This window comes from Shewanella sp. 10N.286.51.B8 (genome assembly GCF_041469325.1).
GTDB lineage: Bacteria > Pseudomonadota > Gammaproteobacteria > Enterobacterales > Shewanellaceae > Shewanella.
In genome coordinates this window covers 181,026-196,699 of the sequence record NZ_JBFRKG010000009.1, presented here as the reverse complement: position 1 = coordinate 196,699, position 15,674 = coordinate 181,026, and the positions used below count along the sequence as shown (strand labels likewise).

Annotated in this window: 18 protein-coding genes; 12 read left to right on the top strand and 6 right to left on the bottom strand. The window is 40.3% G+C overall.

Going from position 1 to position 15,674, the window contains the following annotated elements:
* Positions 1-274, top strand: a 274-nt coding sequence (locus AB4160_RS05690) for a DUF805 domain-containing protein (RefSeq protein ID WP_372003838.1), incomplete at its 5' end; no start/stop codon positions are given.
* Positions 275-377: 103 nt separating this feature from the next.
* Here AB4160_RS05690 and AB4160_RS05685 read toward each other — a convergent pair.
* From AB4160_RS05685 to AB4160_RS05670, 4 genes are all read right to left on the bottom strand, one after another.
* On the bottom strand, positions 378-1,319 hold the full coding sequence (locus tag AB4160_RS05685; RefSeq protein ID WP_102437348.1) for a DUF808 domain-containing protein: 942 nt from the start codon (positions 1,317-1,319) through the stop codon (positions 378-380).
* A 26-nt stretch (positions 1,320-1,345) separates the two neighbouring features.
* Positions 1,346-2,320, bottom strand: a complete 975-nt coding sequence (locus tag AB4160_RS05680; protein ID WP_372003836.1) for a transporter — start codon at positions 2,318-2,320, stop codon at positions 1,346-1,348.
* A gap of 76 nt (positions 2,321-2,396) precedes the next feature.
* Positions 2,397-3,437 carry a LacI family DNA-binding transcriptional regulator gene (locus AB4160_RS05675; RefSeq protein ID WP_372003834.1) on the bottom strand — a complete coding sequence of 347 codons (1,041 nt, stop codon included), beginning with the start codon at positions 3,435-3,437 and terminating at the stop codon, positions 2,397-2,399.
* Between the two features lie 88 nt (positions 3,438-3,525).
* Complete coding sequence (locus AB4160_RS05670; RefSeq protein ID WP_102437345.1) at positions 3,526-4,224, bottom strand: DUF3334 family protein; 699 nt, start codon at positions 4,222-4,224, stop codon at positions 3,526-3,528.
* 290 nt (positions 4,225-4,514) lie between these two features.
* Here AB4160_RS05670 and AB4160_RS05665 point away from each other — a divergent pair, with 290 nt between their 5' ends.
* The 11 genes from AB4160_RS05665 to AB4160_RS05615 all read left to right on the top strand — a co-directional run bounded on the left by AB4160_RS05665 (position 4,515) and on the right by AB4160_RS05615 (position 13,931).
* Positions 4,515-6,161, top strand: coding sequence for a methyl-accepting chemotaxis protein (locus AB4160_RS05665; protein WP_372003832.1), 1,647 nt, complete (start codon positions 4,515-4,517; stop codon positions 6,159-6,161).
* Positions 6,162-6,263: 102 nt separating this feature from the next.
* Positions 6,264-6,536 (top strand): HPr family phosphocarrier protein, encoded by a 273-nt coding sequence (locus AB4160_RS05660; RefSeq protein ID WP_102437341.1) that lies wholly within the window; start codon positions 6,264-6,266, stop codon positions 6,534-6,536.
* A gap of 25 nt (positions 6,537-6,561) precedes the next feature.
* Entirely contained in the window at positions 6,562-8,256 is a 1,695-nt protein-coding gene (gene ptsP / locus AB4160_RS05655; protein WP_372003830.1) for a phosphoenolpyruvate--protein phosphotransferase, read from the top strand.
* Between the two features lie 74 nt (positions 8,257-8,330).
* Positions 8,331-8,840: a PTS glucose transporter subunit IIA gene (gene crr, locus AB4160_RS05650; RefSeq protein WP_102437337.1), complete on the top strand. Its 510-nt coding sequence runs from the start codon at positions 8,331-8,333 to the stop codon at positions 8,838-8,840.
* A 54-nt stretch (positions 8,841-8,894) separates the two neighbouring features.
* Positions 8,895-9,245 carry an arsenate reductase gene (locus AB4160_RS05645; RefSeq protein WP_102520235.1) on the top strand — a complete coding sequence of 117 codons (351 nt, stop codon included), beginning with the start codon at positions 8,895-8,897 and terminating at the stop codon, positions 9,243-9,245.
* Positions 9,245-10,375 (top strand): succinyl-diaminopimelate desuccinylase, encoded by a 1,131-nt coding sequence (dapE, locus tag AB4160_RS05640; RefSeq protein WP_102437333.1) that lies wholly within the window; start codon positions 9,245-9,247, stop codon positions 10,373-10,375. Before AB4160_RS05645 ends, dapE begins: the two co-directional genes overlap by 1 nt.
* Positions 10,369-11,055 carry a M15 family metallopeptidase gene (locus AB4160_RS05635; protein WP_241901055.1) on the top strand — a complete coding sequence of 229 codons (687 nt, stop codon included), beginning with the start codon at positions 10,369-10,371 and terminating at the stop codon, positions 11,053-11,055. Before dapE ends, AB4160_RS05635 begins: the two co-directional genes overlap by 7 nt.
* Before the next feature lie 99 nt (positions 11,056-11,154).
* Entirely contained in the window at positions 11,155-11,961 is an 807-nt protein-coding gene (locus tag AB4160_RS05630; RefSeq protein WP_102437331.1) for an alpha/beta fold hydrolase, read from the top strand.
* A 190-nt stretch (positions 11,962-12,151) separates the two neighbouring features.
* Complete coding sequence (gene can, locus AB4160_RS05625) at positions 12,152-12,766, top strand: carbonate dehydratase (RefSeq protein WP_102437329.1); 615 nt, start codon at positions 12,152-12,154, stop codon at positions 12,764-12,766.
* A gap of 175 nt (positions 12,767-12,941) precedes the next feature.
* Positions 12,942-13,685, top strand: a complete 744-nt coding sequence (gene kdsB, locus AB4160_RS05620) for a 3-deoxy-manno-octulosonate cytidylyltransferase (RefSeq protein ID WP_102437327.1) — start codon at positions 12,942-12,944, stop codon at positions 13,683-13,685.
* 39 nt (positions 13,686-13,724) lie between these two features.
* The gene (locus tag AB4160_RS05615) at positions 13,725-13,931 is read left to right on the top strand and encodes a DUF2897 family protein (RefSeq protein ID WP_102437325.1); all 207 of its coding nucleotides are present in this window, start codon (positions 13,725-13,727) and stop codon (positions 13,929-13,931) included.
* Between the two features lie 235 nt (positions 13,932-14,166).
* On the opposite strand, the gene AB4160_RS05610 is transcribed toward AB4160_RS05615, so the two are convergent.
* Together AB4160_RS05610 and AB4160_RS05605 are read right to left on the bottom strand one after the other, a co-directional pair.
* Positions 14,167-15,273, bottom strand: coding sequence for an AI-2E family transporter (locus AB4160_RS05610; RefSeq protein WP_102437323.1), 1,107 nt, complete (start codon positions 15,271-15,273; stop codon positions 14,167-14,169).
* Between the two features lie 69 nt (positions 15,274-15,342).
* Positions 15,343-15,576 (bottom strand): sulfurtransferase TusA family protein, encoded by a 234-nt coding sequence (locus tag AB4160_RS05605; protein WP_372003828.1) that lies wholly within the window; start codon positions 15,574-15,576, stop codon positions 15,343-15,345.
* Between the last annotated feature and the right edge of the window lie 98 nt (positions 15,577-15,674).

Here is a 15,674-nt window from a genome sequence, read left to right as displayed (position 1 = left end):
ACAGAATCTGTTACACCCTCGCATCGTGTTGATGTTAGCGGATCAAGCTCTAGGCACGGTTTTTATATATTCACTATATTCTATCGCTGTTTTAATACCAGGAATTGCTGTTTCTGTAAGACGTCTTCATGATACAGATCGAACTGGTTGGTGGTTATTAATTGGTTTAATTCCACTAGTTGGTATTATCGCTCTTATTGTTTTCTTCTGCTTAGATAGTAAGGAAGACAATGATTATGGCGCCAATCCTAAAGCAGTTAACACTGACGCCTAATATCGAACAACGAGTATGATTACAAAGCTAAGTTAGTAAAAAAAAGCATATTGAATTTCAATATGCTTTTTTATTTGCCCAAACAAAAATCAGACTCCTGAAACTAACTCAATTGCTGTTTTAATTTTAAGCCTGCATTTATTAACAGCAAAGTGACACCACCAGCAATGAGTCCAAATAATGCGTTTAACAAGCTTGGCGTAATAGTTTGTAGTATCACGCCAACATAAGCTAACTCTCCCGCCAATACAGCGATATGGCTAATTTGTTCACTTACGATATGAATCCCATGGGTTAAAATGCCGCCACCCACCATAAACATCGCAATGGTGCCAATAATGGTTAAGCCCTTCATTAGATATGGCGCTGCTGCAAGTAGCCAAAAACCGATTTTGTGCCATATTTTTACTAATGTGCCCTCACCTTTTCTTTGGGTAAGGTAAAGGCCTAGATCATCAATTTTTACTATGCCAGCCACTAAGCCATACACCCCTACAGTCATAATTATTGCTATTACACTTAAGGTTAAAAACTGACTCATTAAACTACTTTGAGAAACAACACCAAGGCTTATCGCTATAATTTCAGCAGACAGGACAAAGTCAGTTCTAATAGCACCTTGAACCTTCTTCTGTTCAAATGCGGCCAAATCTTGTTTTGATTTTTCAACAATTTGTTCATCTGCCACGGACACTTTTTTATCTTTACGATGTACATAACTATGATGCACCTTTTCAAAGCCTTCATAGCATAAAAAGATGCCGCCAAACATCAGTAAAGGGGTTATTGCCCAAGGAATAAAAGCGCTGATGAGTAAAGCGGCCGGGACTAGAATTAATTTGTTTCTAAAAGAGCCTTTGGCTACCGCCCATACCACCGGTAACTCACGCTCTGATGCAACACCAGACACTTGTTGCGCATTAAGCGCTAAATCATCACCCAATACCCCTGCGGTTTTTCTTGCCGCGACTTTACTCATCGCGGCGACATCATCTAATATTGTTGCAATGTCATCGAGTAAAACTAATAAGCTTGCACCCGCCATAATGGCTTCCTTGTCGTTTCTACTAATCAGTTAAAAGCATATTGCCAAACAAGTCCAAAGGTATCAAAATCATTGCCTATACGGGTAATAACACCGGTACTGGCATACACTTTAATACTGTGTTGTTGATTTAAAGCCAATGAGTAAGTCAATCCAAAACGCGAATTATCCTGACTATCATTCGCATCAATACCATTTTTATCCGTTTCACCACCAACAAAATAATTGCCGCTTAACGACAACCATTGGCCACGAGCAATACTGTAAATAATATGACCTTGCAACGTATATTGGGGGTCTTTTGAAAGTAAAACCTGATTATAAAACTCATCATTATCACTATAAAAACGAACAGAGCCCATGGCACTGTAATACCAATCGCCTACTTTATAAGAAATACCAATGCCCGGTCTAAATACCCATTGGTTGGCACCAGCATTAATCAGTTTGGTTTCATCATAAGAACCAACAGGAATGCTCAGCTGTAAGCTTGTCCCCATTACGAGTCCTTCACGATATTGCCCAAAGTCTTTTTTTTCAACGGCTGGAGCGCCGTAAAAGTTCCATGTTAGCCGTACATTAGGATCACTATAACCACAACGATCAGCTTCTACAAATTCGCCCAAGTAATTTGCACTGCCTTTCATACAAACTCGTGAAGCAGAAACGTCTAGTTTTGATGAACGGCCCGCAATAGCAAAGCTTGTGGCATAACCCACTACCGCGGCATCAAGTGTGAGCTGGGCATCTTTGAGAGGAACTGAAGGAGATGGCGATAATGCCCCTTCAGAGTGTAAATATCCAAGGGCAACAAAGTGCATGCCAATAGGAATATTGGTGTAACTTCTCGGTTCAAGGTCTTGGGCTTTAATTGATAGTGGAAATAGTAGCAGTACGATGAGTAAGAGGATGAGCAATAGCCAGCTTAATGGCCAGTAAAATAACTGGCGCCAGTAGTGTCGAGTCTCAATGACCAGCAAAAATACACCTTTAAATGTCACATTATTATCCATAATAATTTCAAACCAGCTATGAAATAATAGCTGGTCAAGTGTGAATCCGTCAGTATTTATCTGATTAGCTTTGATCTTGCTCTGCAGTACCACATGATTGACGCACCACTAAATTAGTCGGAATAAGTTGCGGCGCCACTTCTTTCCCTCGAATGAGTTTTAGCAGACTTTCTACCAGGATCTCGCCGGCTAATTTAGTATTTTGCCTAACCGTCGTCAGCGCCGGATTAGCAAAACTCGCCACTGGTATATCATCATAGCCAACCACAACAATATCTTCAGGTACCCTCACACACCGTTGCTTTAAAGCGCGTATCGCACCAATTGCAATTAAATCACTGGCGGCAAAAATAGCGTCAAATGGATGGCCACTATCCAATAAATTAATGGCCGCATCAAAACCTGAGCTTTCAGTGCTAATGGCATCAAACTGAATATTTTTAATGGCTTTAATGCCTACTTTTTTTAATGCATCAACATGGCCTAGATAACGGTCTCTAAATTCTGGGCTATGCTCAGATGCATCACCCAAAAAGGCAATGTTTTGTTTATTTAACGAGATAATATGCTCTGTGGCTATCACCCCACCTTGCTGGTTGTCACAGCCAATTGATAACACTTCTTTGTGGTTAGGCTCTGCGCCCCAAATGACAAAATGGGTATTTTGCTCCAGCAGCTTTTGTAGTTTGTGCCCATAATCCACATAATCGCCATAACCTAATAAAATAATGCCATCGGCTTTATTACTGTCTTCATAATCGGCATGCCAGTCGCTAGAAAGCTGCTGAAAAGATACCAGCAAATCATAACCTTGCTGCGCCGTAGCACGGGTTATAGAGCCTAGCATCGATAAGAAAAATGGATTGATTAACGATTCATCGTTAGTGGGATCTTCACAAATCAATAATGCCAGCGTGTAACTATTTTGAGTACGTAAATTACTGGCGTTTTTATCCACTTTATAGTTAAGTTCTTTCGCAATAGCTTGAATACGTTGCCTTGTTTCAAGATTGACTAAGGGACTATTTCTCAGCGCACGAGAAACAGTCGATTGAGATACACCTGCTTTGTAAGCAATATCAATTGAAGTAGCTTTAGATGTCATATTCGCATCACGCCTTTATTATAGTTTTTTAGGTACTCTGTTATTGTTTATACCTAAAATGACATTAACAATCACCGTTTAATTACTTTTATAAACCTAATTCACTTAACAGATCATCAGCTTCATTTGTAACAGCAACTGCAGCACTTGTTGCTGCCAAATAATCTGCCTGCTTGTTAACACGATTGCCATGGCTTTCAATTAAAGCATCAGGGTCTATATCTTCATCCATGGCAAACTCTTTAAGTTTAATAAACTCCGTTTTATCCATGGCAAATTCAAGATAAAAGATATGATTATCTGCCGTTCTAAAGGTAACTCTTCGAGATACGGCCTCATCTAAATTGGTATCGATTGATATAGTCAGCTCTTTATTGATAGTCAACATTTTAGGCTGGCTTTGACTGATAGAGGTTTGTAATTCCTTAGAAATGGTTTTAATGAAATTACCCAAAATTTGATTCATTAATTCGCCCATCACATTGGCAACATCATCAGATGTATGTGAAATGGCTAGTTCAGATTCAGGCATGCCCATGTTAAGCATGTAACGACGGTAAATTTCTATAGCCGCTTCTTTGGTAAAATTGATCACCACTAAGCCAGAAAAACCACCATCAAATATAGAAAAACAGCCAAGATCAGGTTTTAAACAGGTGCGAGTGATGTTTTGCACCATACCGGCATGAGTCACTTGACTGTCGCTGGTGCTTGAGAGGACATGGGTTACTGAGTGACATAACTTGAGCAAAATATCATCAGTAGTAACGACTTGCAGAGAATTCATAACAATGTTTGCCTTGTTTTAAAATTGCTTCATTTTAGGCTTATCACTGAACAAATCAAAGCTAAAACATTTTATTAGCAAAAATAAATACCCGCACCAACAAATGCTCAATATAAGCAAATATTTTTAATGGTTTAGATCAATATAATTAAACCTTTCCCCACCTAAAAATGTATCATTTTGTACGAAACCGTTATTAGCTCACAAAAAACCACATAAACTGTTATTTATATAACAATTTATGACAATATTTTACTCATAAATATTTACCTAAATACATAAGGTCAAAAATGATTTCCTTTTTACGGCAATTAACAATTTTAAAACGCCTTTTTATAATGCTAGGCCTAGCAGCTGTTGGTACTGTCATTTTTGCCAGCTTCTCGATTAATGAGCAGTACAACAATTTATTAAAGCAAAAACATCTACAACTTGATGCACAAGTTTCCACGGCGGTATCGATGCTTGATGCACTGAGCGCCAACAAGCTAACAGTTGATAATAACACTAATGATCATCAAAGATTAGCCGAGCAAGCACTCTCAATTATCAATGATATCCGCTACCTGACAGATGATGCCTATATTGTATTCAACCAAGAAGGCAGCGTAATCAGTTTTCCAGCTAACGAGTCAAATTTGGGCCGCCGCGCAGAGTCATTTATTGCAGCTGATGGCAGCCTGCCCTTTGTTGAGTTAATCACTGAAGCTAAAACCAACACAACTGCCCATTTGGATTATCAAGGCAGTGAAGGATATTCGAGTAAAGTTACAACAATTTTGGCTGAAGCGCATTTTTATCCTCAATGGGGCTGGACCATTATCGCTCAAGCAAGCGCCGCCGATGTTAATGAGAGTATGGGCAGTGTGATTATTAATTATTTGATTATTATGTTGATAATCTCCATCCCAATTTTTGGCTTTTTTTTACTGCTTAATGTATCAATCACTTCACCTATTAATGCAGCCATTGCTGCTATGGAAGATATCGCAAAAGGTGAAGGTGACTTATCTAAGCGCTTAAACAACAGTGGTAATGACGAAGTGGCGAAAATGGCCGATGCCTTTAATGCATTTGTCGAAAAAATTTCAACTATGGTGGCCAACTTAAAACCACTAGGTACTGAACTTGATACCGATGCGCAGCAGCTATTGGTGGCCGTGGAAGAATCCAACCAAAGCGCGGAGCTAATACACCGCGAAACCCAAAGTGTCGCCACTGCTGTTAACCAAATGTTAGCCACCACTAATGACATGGCACAAAACACCTATCAAGCTGCAGATGGTGCCAACAACGTTAAACAACAAGCGCAGCAGTCTCAGCAGTTTATGCAGCAAACAGTGCATGAAACCCAAATACTGGTGACTGAACTTAAAAATGCTGAAAGCGTTACTCATGATTTAGGTAAATCTTCAGTTGAAATCAGCAGCATTTTAGACACCATTGGCGCCATTGCAGATCAAACCAATTTATTAGCATTAAACGCTGCAATTGAAGCTGCGCGGGCCGGTGAAAATGGTCGCGGTTTTGCTGTAGTTGCCGATGAAGTTCGCGCCCTTGCCACCCGTACCCAAGCCTCTACCAATGAAATTAATAAAATAATTTCTCAGATCCACAATGGCGTTGAACATGTCATAACAAGTAATACTGAAACCCAGTTGCAATCTGAGCAATTACAAACTAAAGCAATACAATCGCAACAAGCCATGACTGAAATCTTAACCGTGATTGCCAGTATCAGTGATATGAACACGCAACTTGCCAGTGCTACCGAAGAGCAGTCACATGTAACCGCCGAAATTAGCCGTAATATCACCACGATTTCAGATCTCACTGAGGTAGCGGTTAAATCCAATGAAACTAATAGCCAAGCCGCGCAGTCATTACAGCACATCAGCCAACATGTGACTCAGACCTTGAGTCAGTTTAAAACATAATTTTTTTTAATTTAAAGCCTAAAAAATACGTAAACCCGCTACTTACATTAGCGGGTTTGCGTTATTATCATTTGTATTATTAATGCTAAGAACGTAACTTCAATGTCCGATAGAATCTATTATGAAAAAACCGTTACCATTATCGCTCCCCATGGCATTCATACGCGACCTGCAGCTTTATTAGTAAAAGCGGCAAAAACCTTTGACTGTGATGTCATTGTCGAATGTAATGGTAAACAGGCCAGTGCCAAAAGTTTGTTTAAATTACAAACCTTAGGATTATATTTAGGTCAATCAGTTAAGGTCTTTGCCGTAGGTGATAAAGCAGAAGAAGCCGTTGAGACAGTGTCTGAATTACTCATCACCTTAAGTTAGTAGGATAAAATTTACAGGAAGTCATATGGCGGTATCAGGTATTGTAGTGTCACCAGGAATAGCATTTGGTAAAGCTATTCATATTAATCTGCACCACTCAAAGGTGGACTACAGATTATTGCCTGTCGCACAAATCCCACAAGAATGTGAAAAAGCCACCAAGGCGATTATCTTCCTAAGTCAATATTTAACTGATTGCCAGCAACACCTTGCCGTAGACAGCGAACACTTTAGCCTGATAGATGCTGACATCATGTTACTGCAAGATGATGATTTGGCCTTAGAACTAAAAAAGTATATCACCCGCTTTCGTTTTTCAGCCGAAGTTTCCATTGAGCGGGTATTTGCTCAACATGCTGATGAACTGGCTCAGCTAGACGACCCTTATATGGCTAATCGCAGTAATGATGTTATTTGCTTAGGCAAAAGGTTGATGGCTGCCGTAAATGGTACCTTGCTGTGGGATGTTTCAAAGTTAACTGAAAATGCCATTTTGTTGGCTGAAGACCTCACCCCTGCTGAATTTGCCACTATTCCACTCAATAAAATTAAAGGCATAGTGCTCAAAACAGGTGGGCTTACCAGCCATACTGCTATTTTAGCCAAGGCGGCCGGTATTCCAGCACTGCTAAGTTGTCAGTTTGACAATTTCAATATAAATGATGGTAGCCCACTTATTTTAGATGGCATTAGTGGTGAATTACACATTAATCCCACTGAATCAATTACCCTGCAACTTCAGCTTAAATCAGCACAAGAAACTCAACGACGCCAAGCACTAAAACAGTATGTGGACCAAGACAGTATCACCCAAGATGGCCATCCTGTGTGCTTACTCGCTAATGTCAGTAGTTTAAATGATGTTAGCCAAATACAAGATACGGGCGCAGCGGGGATCGGTTTATTCCGCACAGAGTTTTTACTCATGCAAGTGGATAGAGTACCTGATGAAAAACAACAGTTTCATTTATACTGCGATGCGCTGCACAGCTTAAATGGAAAGGTGCTGACCATACGTACCTTCGATATTGGTGCAGATAAAGAAATCCCCTGCCTAAGTCAAGATTATGAAGACAATCCGGCACTGGGCGTACGGGGGATCCGCTACAGTTTGCAACATAAATCGCTATTTAGTACTCAAATTAAAGCAGTGTTACGGGCCGCTAATCATGGCCGAGTTCGGCTATTATTTCCTATGGTCAATCAAATAGAAGAATTAGAGCAAGCATTTGAAATCATAGACTGGTGTAAGCAGCAATTAATTGAAGAGGAAAAAGGCTTTGGTGAGATTAATATCGGCATCATGGTTGAAACACCTGCTGCAATATTAAATTTACCCCACCTATTGCCTAAGTTAGACTTTATCAGTATTGGTAGTAATGATTTAACCCAATACACCCTTGCTGCAGATCGAGGTAACCCTGAGCTGGTTAAGGATTATCCCCCCGTATCACCTGCAATGATCAAATTTATCAAAATGGCGGTGGATGAGTGTAAAGCGCATCAAACCAAAGTCTGCTTATGCGGAGAATTGGCCAGCGAACCCAAACTCATTAGCCTACTGGTGGGTTTAGGCATTGATGAGTTAAGCGTTAACAGTGCCAGTTTATTGGATGTAAAAGCCACTATTTGTAACGGCAATTACGCCCAGTTTACTCAACAAGCTGAGCAAGCATTAACCTTAAGTCATATTAACCAGCTCAACGAATTGTTAAATTAATAACAGCGATAGCGATGTGTTATCGTTAACTATTTTAAACATCGAAATAATCATAATAAAAGAGGCTGCATGTAATGGGATTTTTAAGCCGTATACGCAGATTAATATCAGGGCAACCGACCTTAACTGGTGGGATCAAAGTCTACGCGCCAATTTCTGGCGAGCTAGTTGATATCGAGAAAGTACCGGATGTAGTTTTTGCCGAAAAAATTGTCGGCGATGGTCTTGCAATTAACCCAACAGGAAAATTCATCCTAGCGCCGATTGACGGCACCATAGGTAAAATTTTTGAAACAAACCACGCATTCAGTATAGAGTCACACCAAGGACTCGAGCTATTTGTGCATTTTGGGGTCGGCACGGTCGAATTGCGCGGTAATGGCTTTAAACGACTCGCAGAAGAAGGCCAACAAGTTAAAGTTGGCGAACCCATTTTAGAATTTGATTTAGACTATCTAACCGATCAAGTTGAAAGCCTGTTAACCCCTGTAGTGCTCGCTAACATGGAAGATGTGCAATATTTAGATAAAGCCCAAGGCGCAGTAATTGCTGGGAAAGACGTAATATTTACCGTTGAATTATAACGTTAGCAGCAACATAATGACTATCACACCACCATACTGGGAAATCAAACAAAAATGAGTAGTAGTGTTATTTTCGGAATAAAGAATTGCGATACCGTACGTAAAGCCCGTAAGTGGTTAGAAGCAGAAAACCAACCTTTTAGCTTTCACGATTTTAGAGAACAAGGTATCGATGCCAAAACCATTACTCAGTGGACTGAATTAACCGACTGGGAATTATTATTCAATAAACGCAGCACCAGTTTTCGCGCCTTAACTGATGCCCAAAAAGACGGCATAGATAAACAAAAGGCCATCAGCTTGATGGTTGAACACCCAACCTTGATTAAGCGTCCCGTCCTTATTCAAAATAATAAGATCCTTATTGGCTTTAAAGCTTCCGATTATCAAGCGTGGTTTAACTAATGACTCAAGACGTATTAGCATTAACCAAAGAGTTAATCTCACGCCCTTCTGTGACTCCATTAGATGAAGGTTGTCAAACCTTAATGGCTGAGCGCCTTGAAGCTGCTGGGTTTAACATTGAACCTATGGTATTTGAAGACACCACAAATATGTGGGCAAGACGGGGCACCGAAGCGCCTGTTTTTTGTTTTGCTGGTCACACTGATGTGGTGCCCGCGGGCGATTTAAATAAATGGCACACCCCGCCTTTTGAACCTACGGTTATAGATGACTATATTCATGGCCGCGGCGCCGCAGATATGAAAGGTTCACTGGCAGCGATGACTATTGCTACCGAACGTTTTGTGGCTAAGCATCCCGATCATAAAGGCTCTATTGCATTTTTAATCACCAGTGACGAAGAAGGCCCATTTATCAATGGCACCACTCGCGTTATTGATACCCTTGAAGCTCGCAATGAAAAAATCACCTGGTCATTGGTTGGCGAGCCTTCATCGACCCATAAGTTAGGTGATATTGTAAAAAATGGTCGTCGAGGCAGCTTAACCGGTAATCTTACCGTTCATGGCATTCAAGGCCATGTTGCCTACCCGCACCTTGCAGATAACCCAATCCATAAAGCCTCACCCGCATTAGCTGAGCTTGCGCAAATGCATTGGGATAATGGCAATGAGTTCTTTCCACCAACCAGCTTTCAAATAGCCAATATTAATGGTGGTACGGGTGCGTCCAATGTCATTCCAGGTGAACTAGAGGTGATGTTTAACTTCAGGTATTCAACAGAAGTCACTGCTGAGGAACTAATTAAACGCGTGCTCAACATCTTAGATGCCCATGGATTAAATTATGAAATTGACTGGGTGTTTAACGGCCTGCCTTTTCTAACCGGCGGCGGACCCTTGCTTGAAGCCACTAAAGCCGCGATTTTAGAAGTCACTGGTTATGAAACCGATCCTCAAACAACAGGTGGCACCTCTGATGGACGCTTTATTGCACCAACAGGCGCACAGGTTATCGAGTTAGGTCCGGTAAATGCGACCATTCATAAGGTCAATGAATGCGTGAAAGTCTCAGATTTAGAAGTCTTAGCCCTATGCTATGAGTCTATATTGGAAAAGCTTTTGTGCTAAATGTTGATATCAGCAATCCAGCCCTTTATGGGCTGGACGAATCACAACTTGTCACTGTACAAGGGCATTTACTGACTCAAAAAACCGCTGACGCATTTGGCCAAATGCAGCAACACGCAGTCCTTGATGGTATTGCCATTGAGCTTTGTTCGGCTCACCGCAATTTTGCTAAACAAGCCGCAATTTGGAACGCGAAAGCCCAAGGGAAACGGATTCTTTTAGACCTCAACAACCAAGTATTGGATTGTCAAAACCTCACTGACGATCAACTTGTTGATGCGATTTTAAATTGGTCTGCCCTACCCGGCGCATCACGCCATCACTGGGGGACTGACATTGATGTCTATGATGGCAATAACATAAATCGGCAACAACTAAAATTAATTAGTGACGAATACTTGATTGATGGCCCTTGCGGCGCCCTTTCAGTATGGTTGCAACATCATGCTCAACAATATGGGTTTTATTTACCTTATCAAGCCGGGCGCAGCGGCGTGAGTCCAGAACCTTGGCATTTAAGCTATTTTCCTGAATCTAGCCTTTATTTAGCCCAATACGATCGCAAAAGCCTCAAACAACTGTTGTCTAATTCTAATATCTCATTAAAATCAGCGCTGATAAATCGACTCGATGAATTAGTTGACCGCTATGTGTATTTTATTGCAGATGCGCCGAAGTGATTTTAAGCCTGTTAAATCAGTATCAAACACTAGATCCGATGAATTTATCATAGTATCCGCAGATTATTTTTATATTGTTAACCTTTATTGAGACCATTCATGCCTAATCAAAGCCAGACCTTTGCTATTAATGAACAACCGCTACATTTTATTGATCAAGGCCAAGGTCCTGTCATCTTGTTTATCCACGGTTTCCTCAGTGATTGTCAACAATGGCAGCCGCAAATAGAATTATTTAGCCTATCTCATCGCTGTATTGCGGTTGATTTATGGGCTCACGGTCAATCAGGTGCACTACCTAGTGGCACCACATCTTTGGTCACTGTCGCTCAGCATTGCTTATCCTTATTAGCCCATTTAAATATTGATCAGTGTATGGTTATTGGTAATGGTTGCGGCGGCGCTATTGCAGCAGAAATGGTCTTAGCCCAACCTAAAACGATTTCAAAATTGGTCCTAGCCAACAGTTTTATTGGCTTTGAACCACAGGTTAATAGTGCCAAATACCAATTATGGATTGATGAGCTTTGCGCAGCTAAACAGTGCAGTGAAGCACTCGCCGATACGATAAGCAGCCAGTTTTTTGCTGCAACCGATGATTCTCAAACATTAATGGCTAACTTTAACCAACAGCTAATGGGGTTATCAGCTCAACGCATTGAACAACTTGCCTTGTTTGCGCCGTTAGTATTTTATAAACGTGACAGCTTAGAATTAGCAGAGCAATTCACCCTGCCATGTTTAATCCTCGTTGGCTCACAAAATAAACTGCGAACGCCGCTAGAAGCCTATTTAATGCAAGACTGTATTAGCGCCAGTAAACAGCTGCAGATCAGTAACGCTGGTCACATGTGTAATCAAGAACAGGCAGACGAATTCAACCAGCTTTTACACGCTTTTTTATAAAGCCTAAAACAACTAATGTTACTGCTAATAAGCTGCACGACTTGATTAAAAGTTATAATAATTACGCATTTTCATCACCTTATATAGATTAAACAGTACATTGCAATATACTGATATAATAATAAAAATTTATAGTGCAACCAGTACTCCTGTTTGTCCGAGTAAACTTAAAAACGGTTATAAAGCATAAATGAAATTATTAAAGCCTCTTTTTGACAATAATCGCCGCTGGGCTGAACGCATTAGTAAGGAAGATCCTGAATTTTTTGCCCAGCTTGCCCAACAGCAAAATCCTGAATATTTATGGATCGGTTGCTCTGATAGCCGCGTACCTTCAAATCAAATTATCGACTTGATGCCTGGCGAAGTATTTGTGCACCGTAATATTGCTAATATGGTGATCCATACCGACCTTAATTGCTTATCTGTCATTCAATACGCTGTGGAAGTGCTCAAAGTAAAACATATTATGGTTGTGGGGCATTATGGCTGTGGCGGTGTAAAAGCGGCTATGAGCAAAGAGCGTTTAGGCTTGATTGATAACTGGTTAGGTCATATTCGTGATATTTACCGCATACACAACAAAAACCTAGAACAACTTAGCCCACAACAACGTTTTGACCGCTTGTGCGAGCTAAACGTTATGGAACAAGTTGCCAATGTCACCAGCACAACGATTGTTCAAGATGCATGGGACAGAGGCCAAGAAATTGCCATTCACGGCTGGATATATGGCATTAATAACGGACTACTTACAGATTTAGATGTCACGGTAAATAGTGAGCATGCCAATAATGCGCTGTAAAAATGTTGATATGGCCAACGAACCATCTCTGCAGATCAGATAATCTTTACAGAGATTAAACTAAATAGGTAACAACCAAATGCTGACTAAGCTAATTGGTTGTATATAATAAAGCATAAGTTACATTCGGGCTCAGTAGCCCCTTTGTTTAGCGTTTCAGATAAGTAGGATATTGATGAAAGTTACTCTTTTAATCCCAGCAAGATATGGCTCAAGTCGTTTTCCAGGTAAACCACTGGCACACATTAACGGCAAACCAATGATACAGCATGTGTGTGAACGTGCGGCACTCGCTAAAGGGTTAGATAATATCTACGTTGCTACTGATGATGTTCGCATAAAAGACACGGTTGAGTCTTTTGGTGGTCAAGTAGTCATGACCAGCTCTGATGCGGCTTCTGGTACTGATCGCATCAATGAGGCCATTGATATACTTGGATTGGACGACAGTGATTTAGTGATTAATGTACAAGGGGATCAACCGTTAATTGACCCTATTTCAATTGAACAAATGATCAGCTTATTTGAACGCCACCCAGGCGAATTCGAAATGGCGACATTAGGTTATAAAATTGATAAAGACAAAGATATTGATGACCCTATGCAAGTAAAAGTGGTTTTTGATAACGAGTTTAATGCCCTGTACTTTTCACGTTCTCGTATTCCTTTTTGCCGTGATAATGACAGTGAGGATTACGCGGTATACAAGCATATCGGCATTTATGCTTACACCAGTAAATTTGTTAAAGCGTTTGCTAAATTGCCCCTCGGTCGCTTAGAGAACCTTGAAAAACTTGAACAGTTACGAGCCCTTGAATATGGCCATAAGATAAAAATCGCCATCAGCGCTTTCAACTCACCAGAAGTTGATACCCCTGAAGATATCCGTAAATGTGAACAACGCTTAGCTGTTGATTAATCAGCAACTTAATGATCAAAACACCAGTTAAGGATTATCATGAACGATTTAGAAGTTTGGCTTATTATCATTTTAGTCGTTGGTATTATTGCCAGTAATTTAGCGGTATTAAAATATAGCGCTAAGTTTAAAATGCCGCAGTTTGGTGAGCCAAAAACTAAAACTGATAAAGCTGCAGAAGACGAATCAGTAAAAGATCTTAATACCGACCAAGCGCCAACGGATAAGGGTGATAACGACAAGTAACTCAAGTAATTCAAGTAACTACCGGCTTAAATACCTTATGATGCATCAGGTATGACTCATAGGCTTCAGCCCTGGTAAATTAGCCTGACTTGATCGAAAAAAATAAAAAAGCGAATGACACTGTTTATATGCAGTAGTCATTCGCTTTTTGTAGTTTTCTCTAAATTTATACAAACTATGCCAGTTGAATTAGAGCAGTAGCTTGGCTCAGTTTTAACAGGTTTTGAGTGTCTATTTAGGATTTTGAAACAGATGAAGTCTCTTTATCTAAAGCTAAACTGTTGTTTTGATTACTACTGTTAGGCCAAGCATTAATCACCGCTTTTACCAGTGACGCTAATGGAATTGCAAAGAATACCCCCCACACGCCCCATAAGCCGCCAAAAACCAACACCGCGGCAATAATCATCACTGGGTGTAAATCCACTGCATCAGAAAATAATATTGGCACCAACACATTACCATCAAGGGCTTGGATTATCCCGTAACCAATCATCACATAACCAAATTCAGGGCTTACGCCCCACTGAACAAAGGCCACTAACGCTATGGGTAATGTCACCAGTGTCGCGCCAACATAAGGGATCAATACGGATAAACCCGTTAGCACCCCTAACAATGCTGAGTAACGCAGTCCCATAATGGCAAAAAATACGTAGCTCACAGTACCAATGATGACAATCTCAATCACTTTTCCGCGAATGTAATTGAAAATTTGTTGGTCCATTTCAAACCAAACTTTACGAGCTAAATCACGATTATTAGGAAAAAAACGTTTACTGCTTTTCAGTAACTGATCTTTATCTTTTAAGAAGAAAAACACCAATAACGGCACTAGAATCACGTATACCATCAATACCAGTAGCGAGGCAGAGTAACCTAAAAGTTGTTTGCCTATATCAAATAAATGCTGGGTATCAACTAACTTTTTAAGCTCTATTACCATGGCATCAATTTGTTCAATGCTGACATATTGTGGGTAATCAACCGTTAATGCCTTAAGTGACTGCATCCCGGTATCGATCATTATCGGTAAGTCCGTAGCTAAGGCAACTCCTTGACGCCATAAGCTAGGGATAAGCCCAAATGCGACTAATACCATAAGGCCGACAAATAACACTAAGATCAGTGAGGCGCCGACTGTGCGATTAATACCAAATTTCGCTATTTGCGCCACAGGCCATTCAAGTAAAAAAGCTAAAATGAGTGCTACAAACAATGGCGCAAGTAAGCCACCAGCAAAATATATTAATAGCCCGATCCCCAATAAAATAAATAATAATGTAATTGCATGTGGATCACTAAAGCGCGCTTTATACCAATCACCTAAAAATGAAAGCATTTTGTTCCTTAAACAGTGTCACAGAAGACTGAGTCATATTAAGAGTTAACTAATCTTAAGTCAGCCTAATTATTCAGTTAAATTGTTACCTTTCGTAACCATAAAAGACAGAGAGTTAGGGCTTTCATCAGTTATTTTGAGCTGATAACCCATTTTTTTTAAAAACTGCGGAACATCTCGACGTGAACCAGAGTCAGAGATACTGAAACATAGCGATTCACCGAGCTTGAGCTTCTTCAATGCCAACTTGATTTGTACCAAAGGATACGGGCATTGATATGCAGTTAAATCAATTAATTTCATTATAAATTTGCTTAAAAAATTCTCTAGCCATTATCCTAGCAAGGATAGTAAAGTACAAGTAATTCGCTTTAGCTTAAATTGCTTACCACCCTATTTAA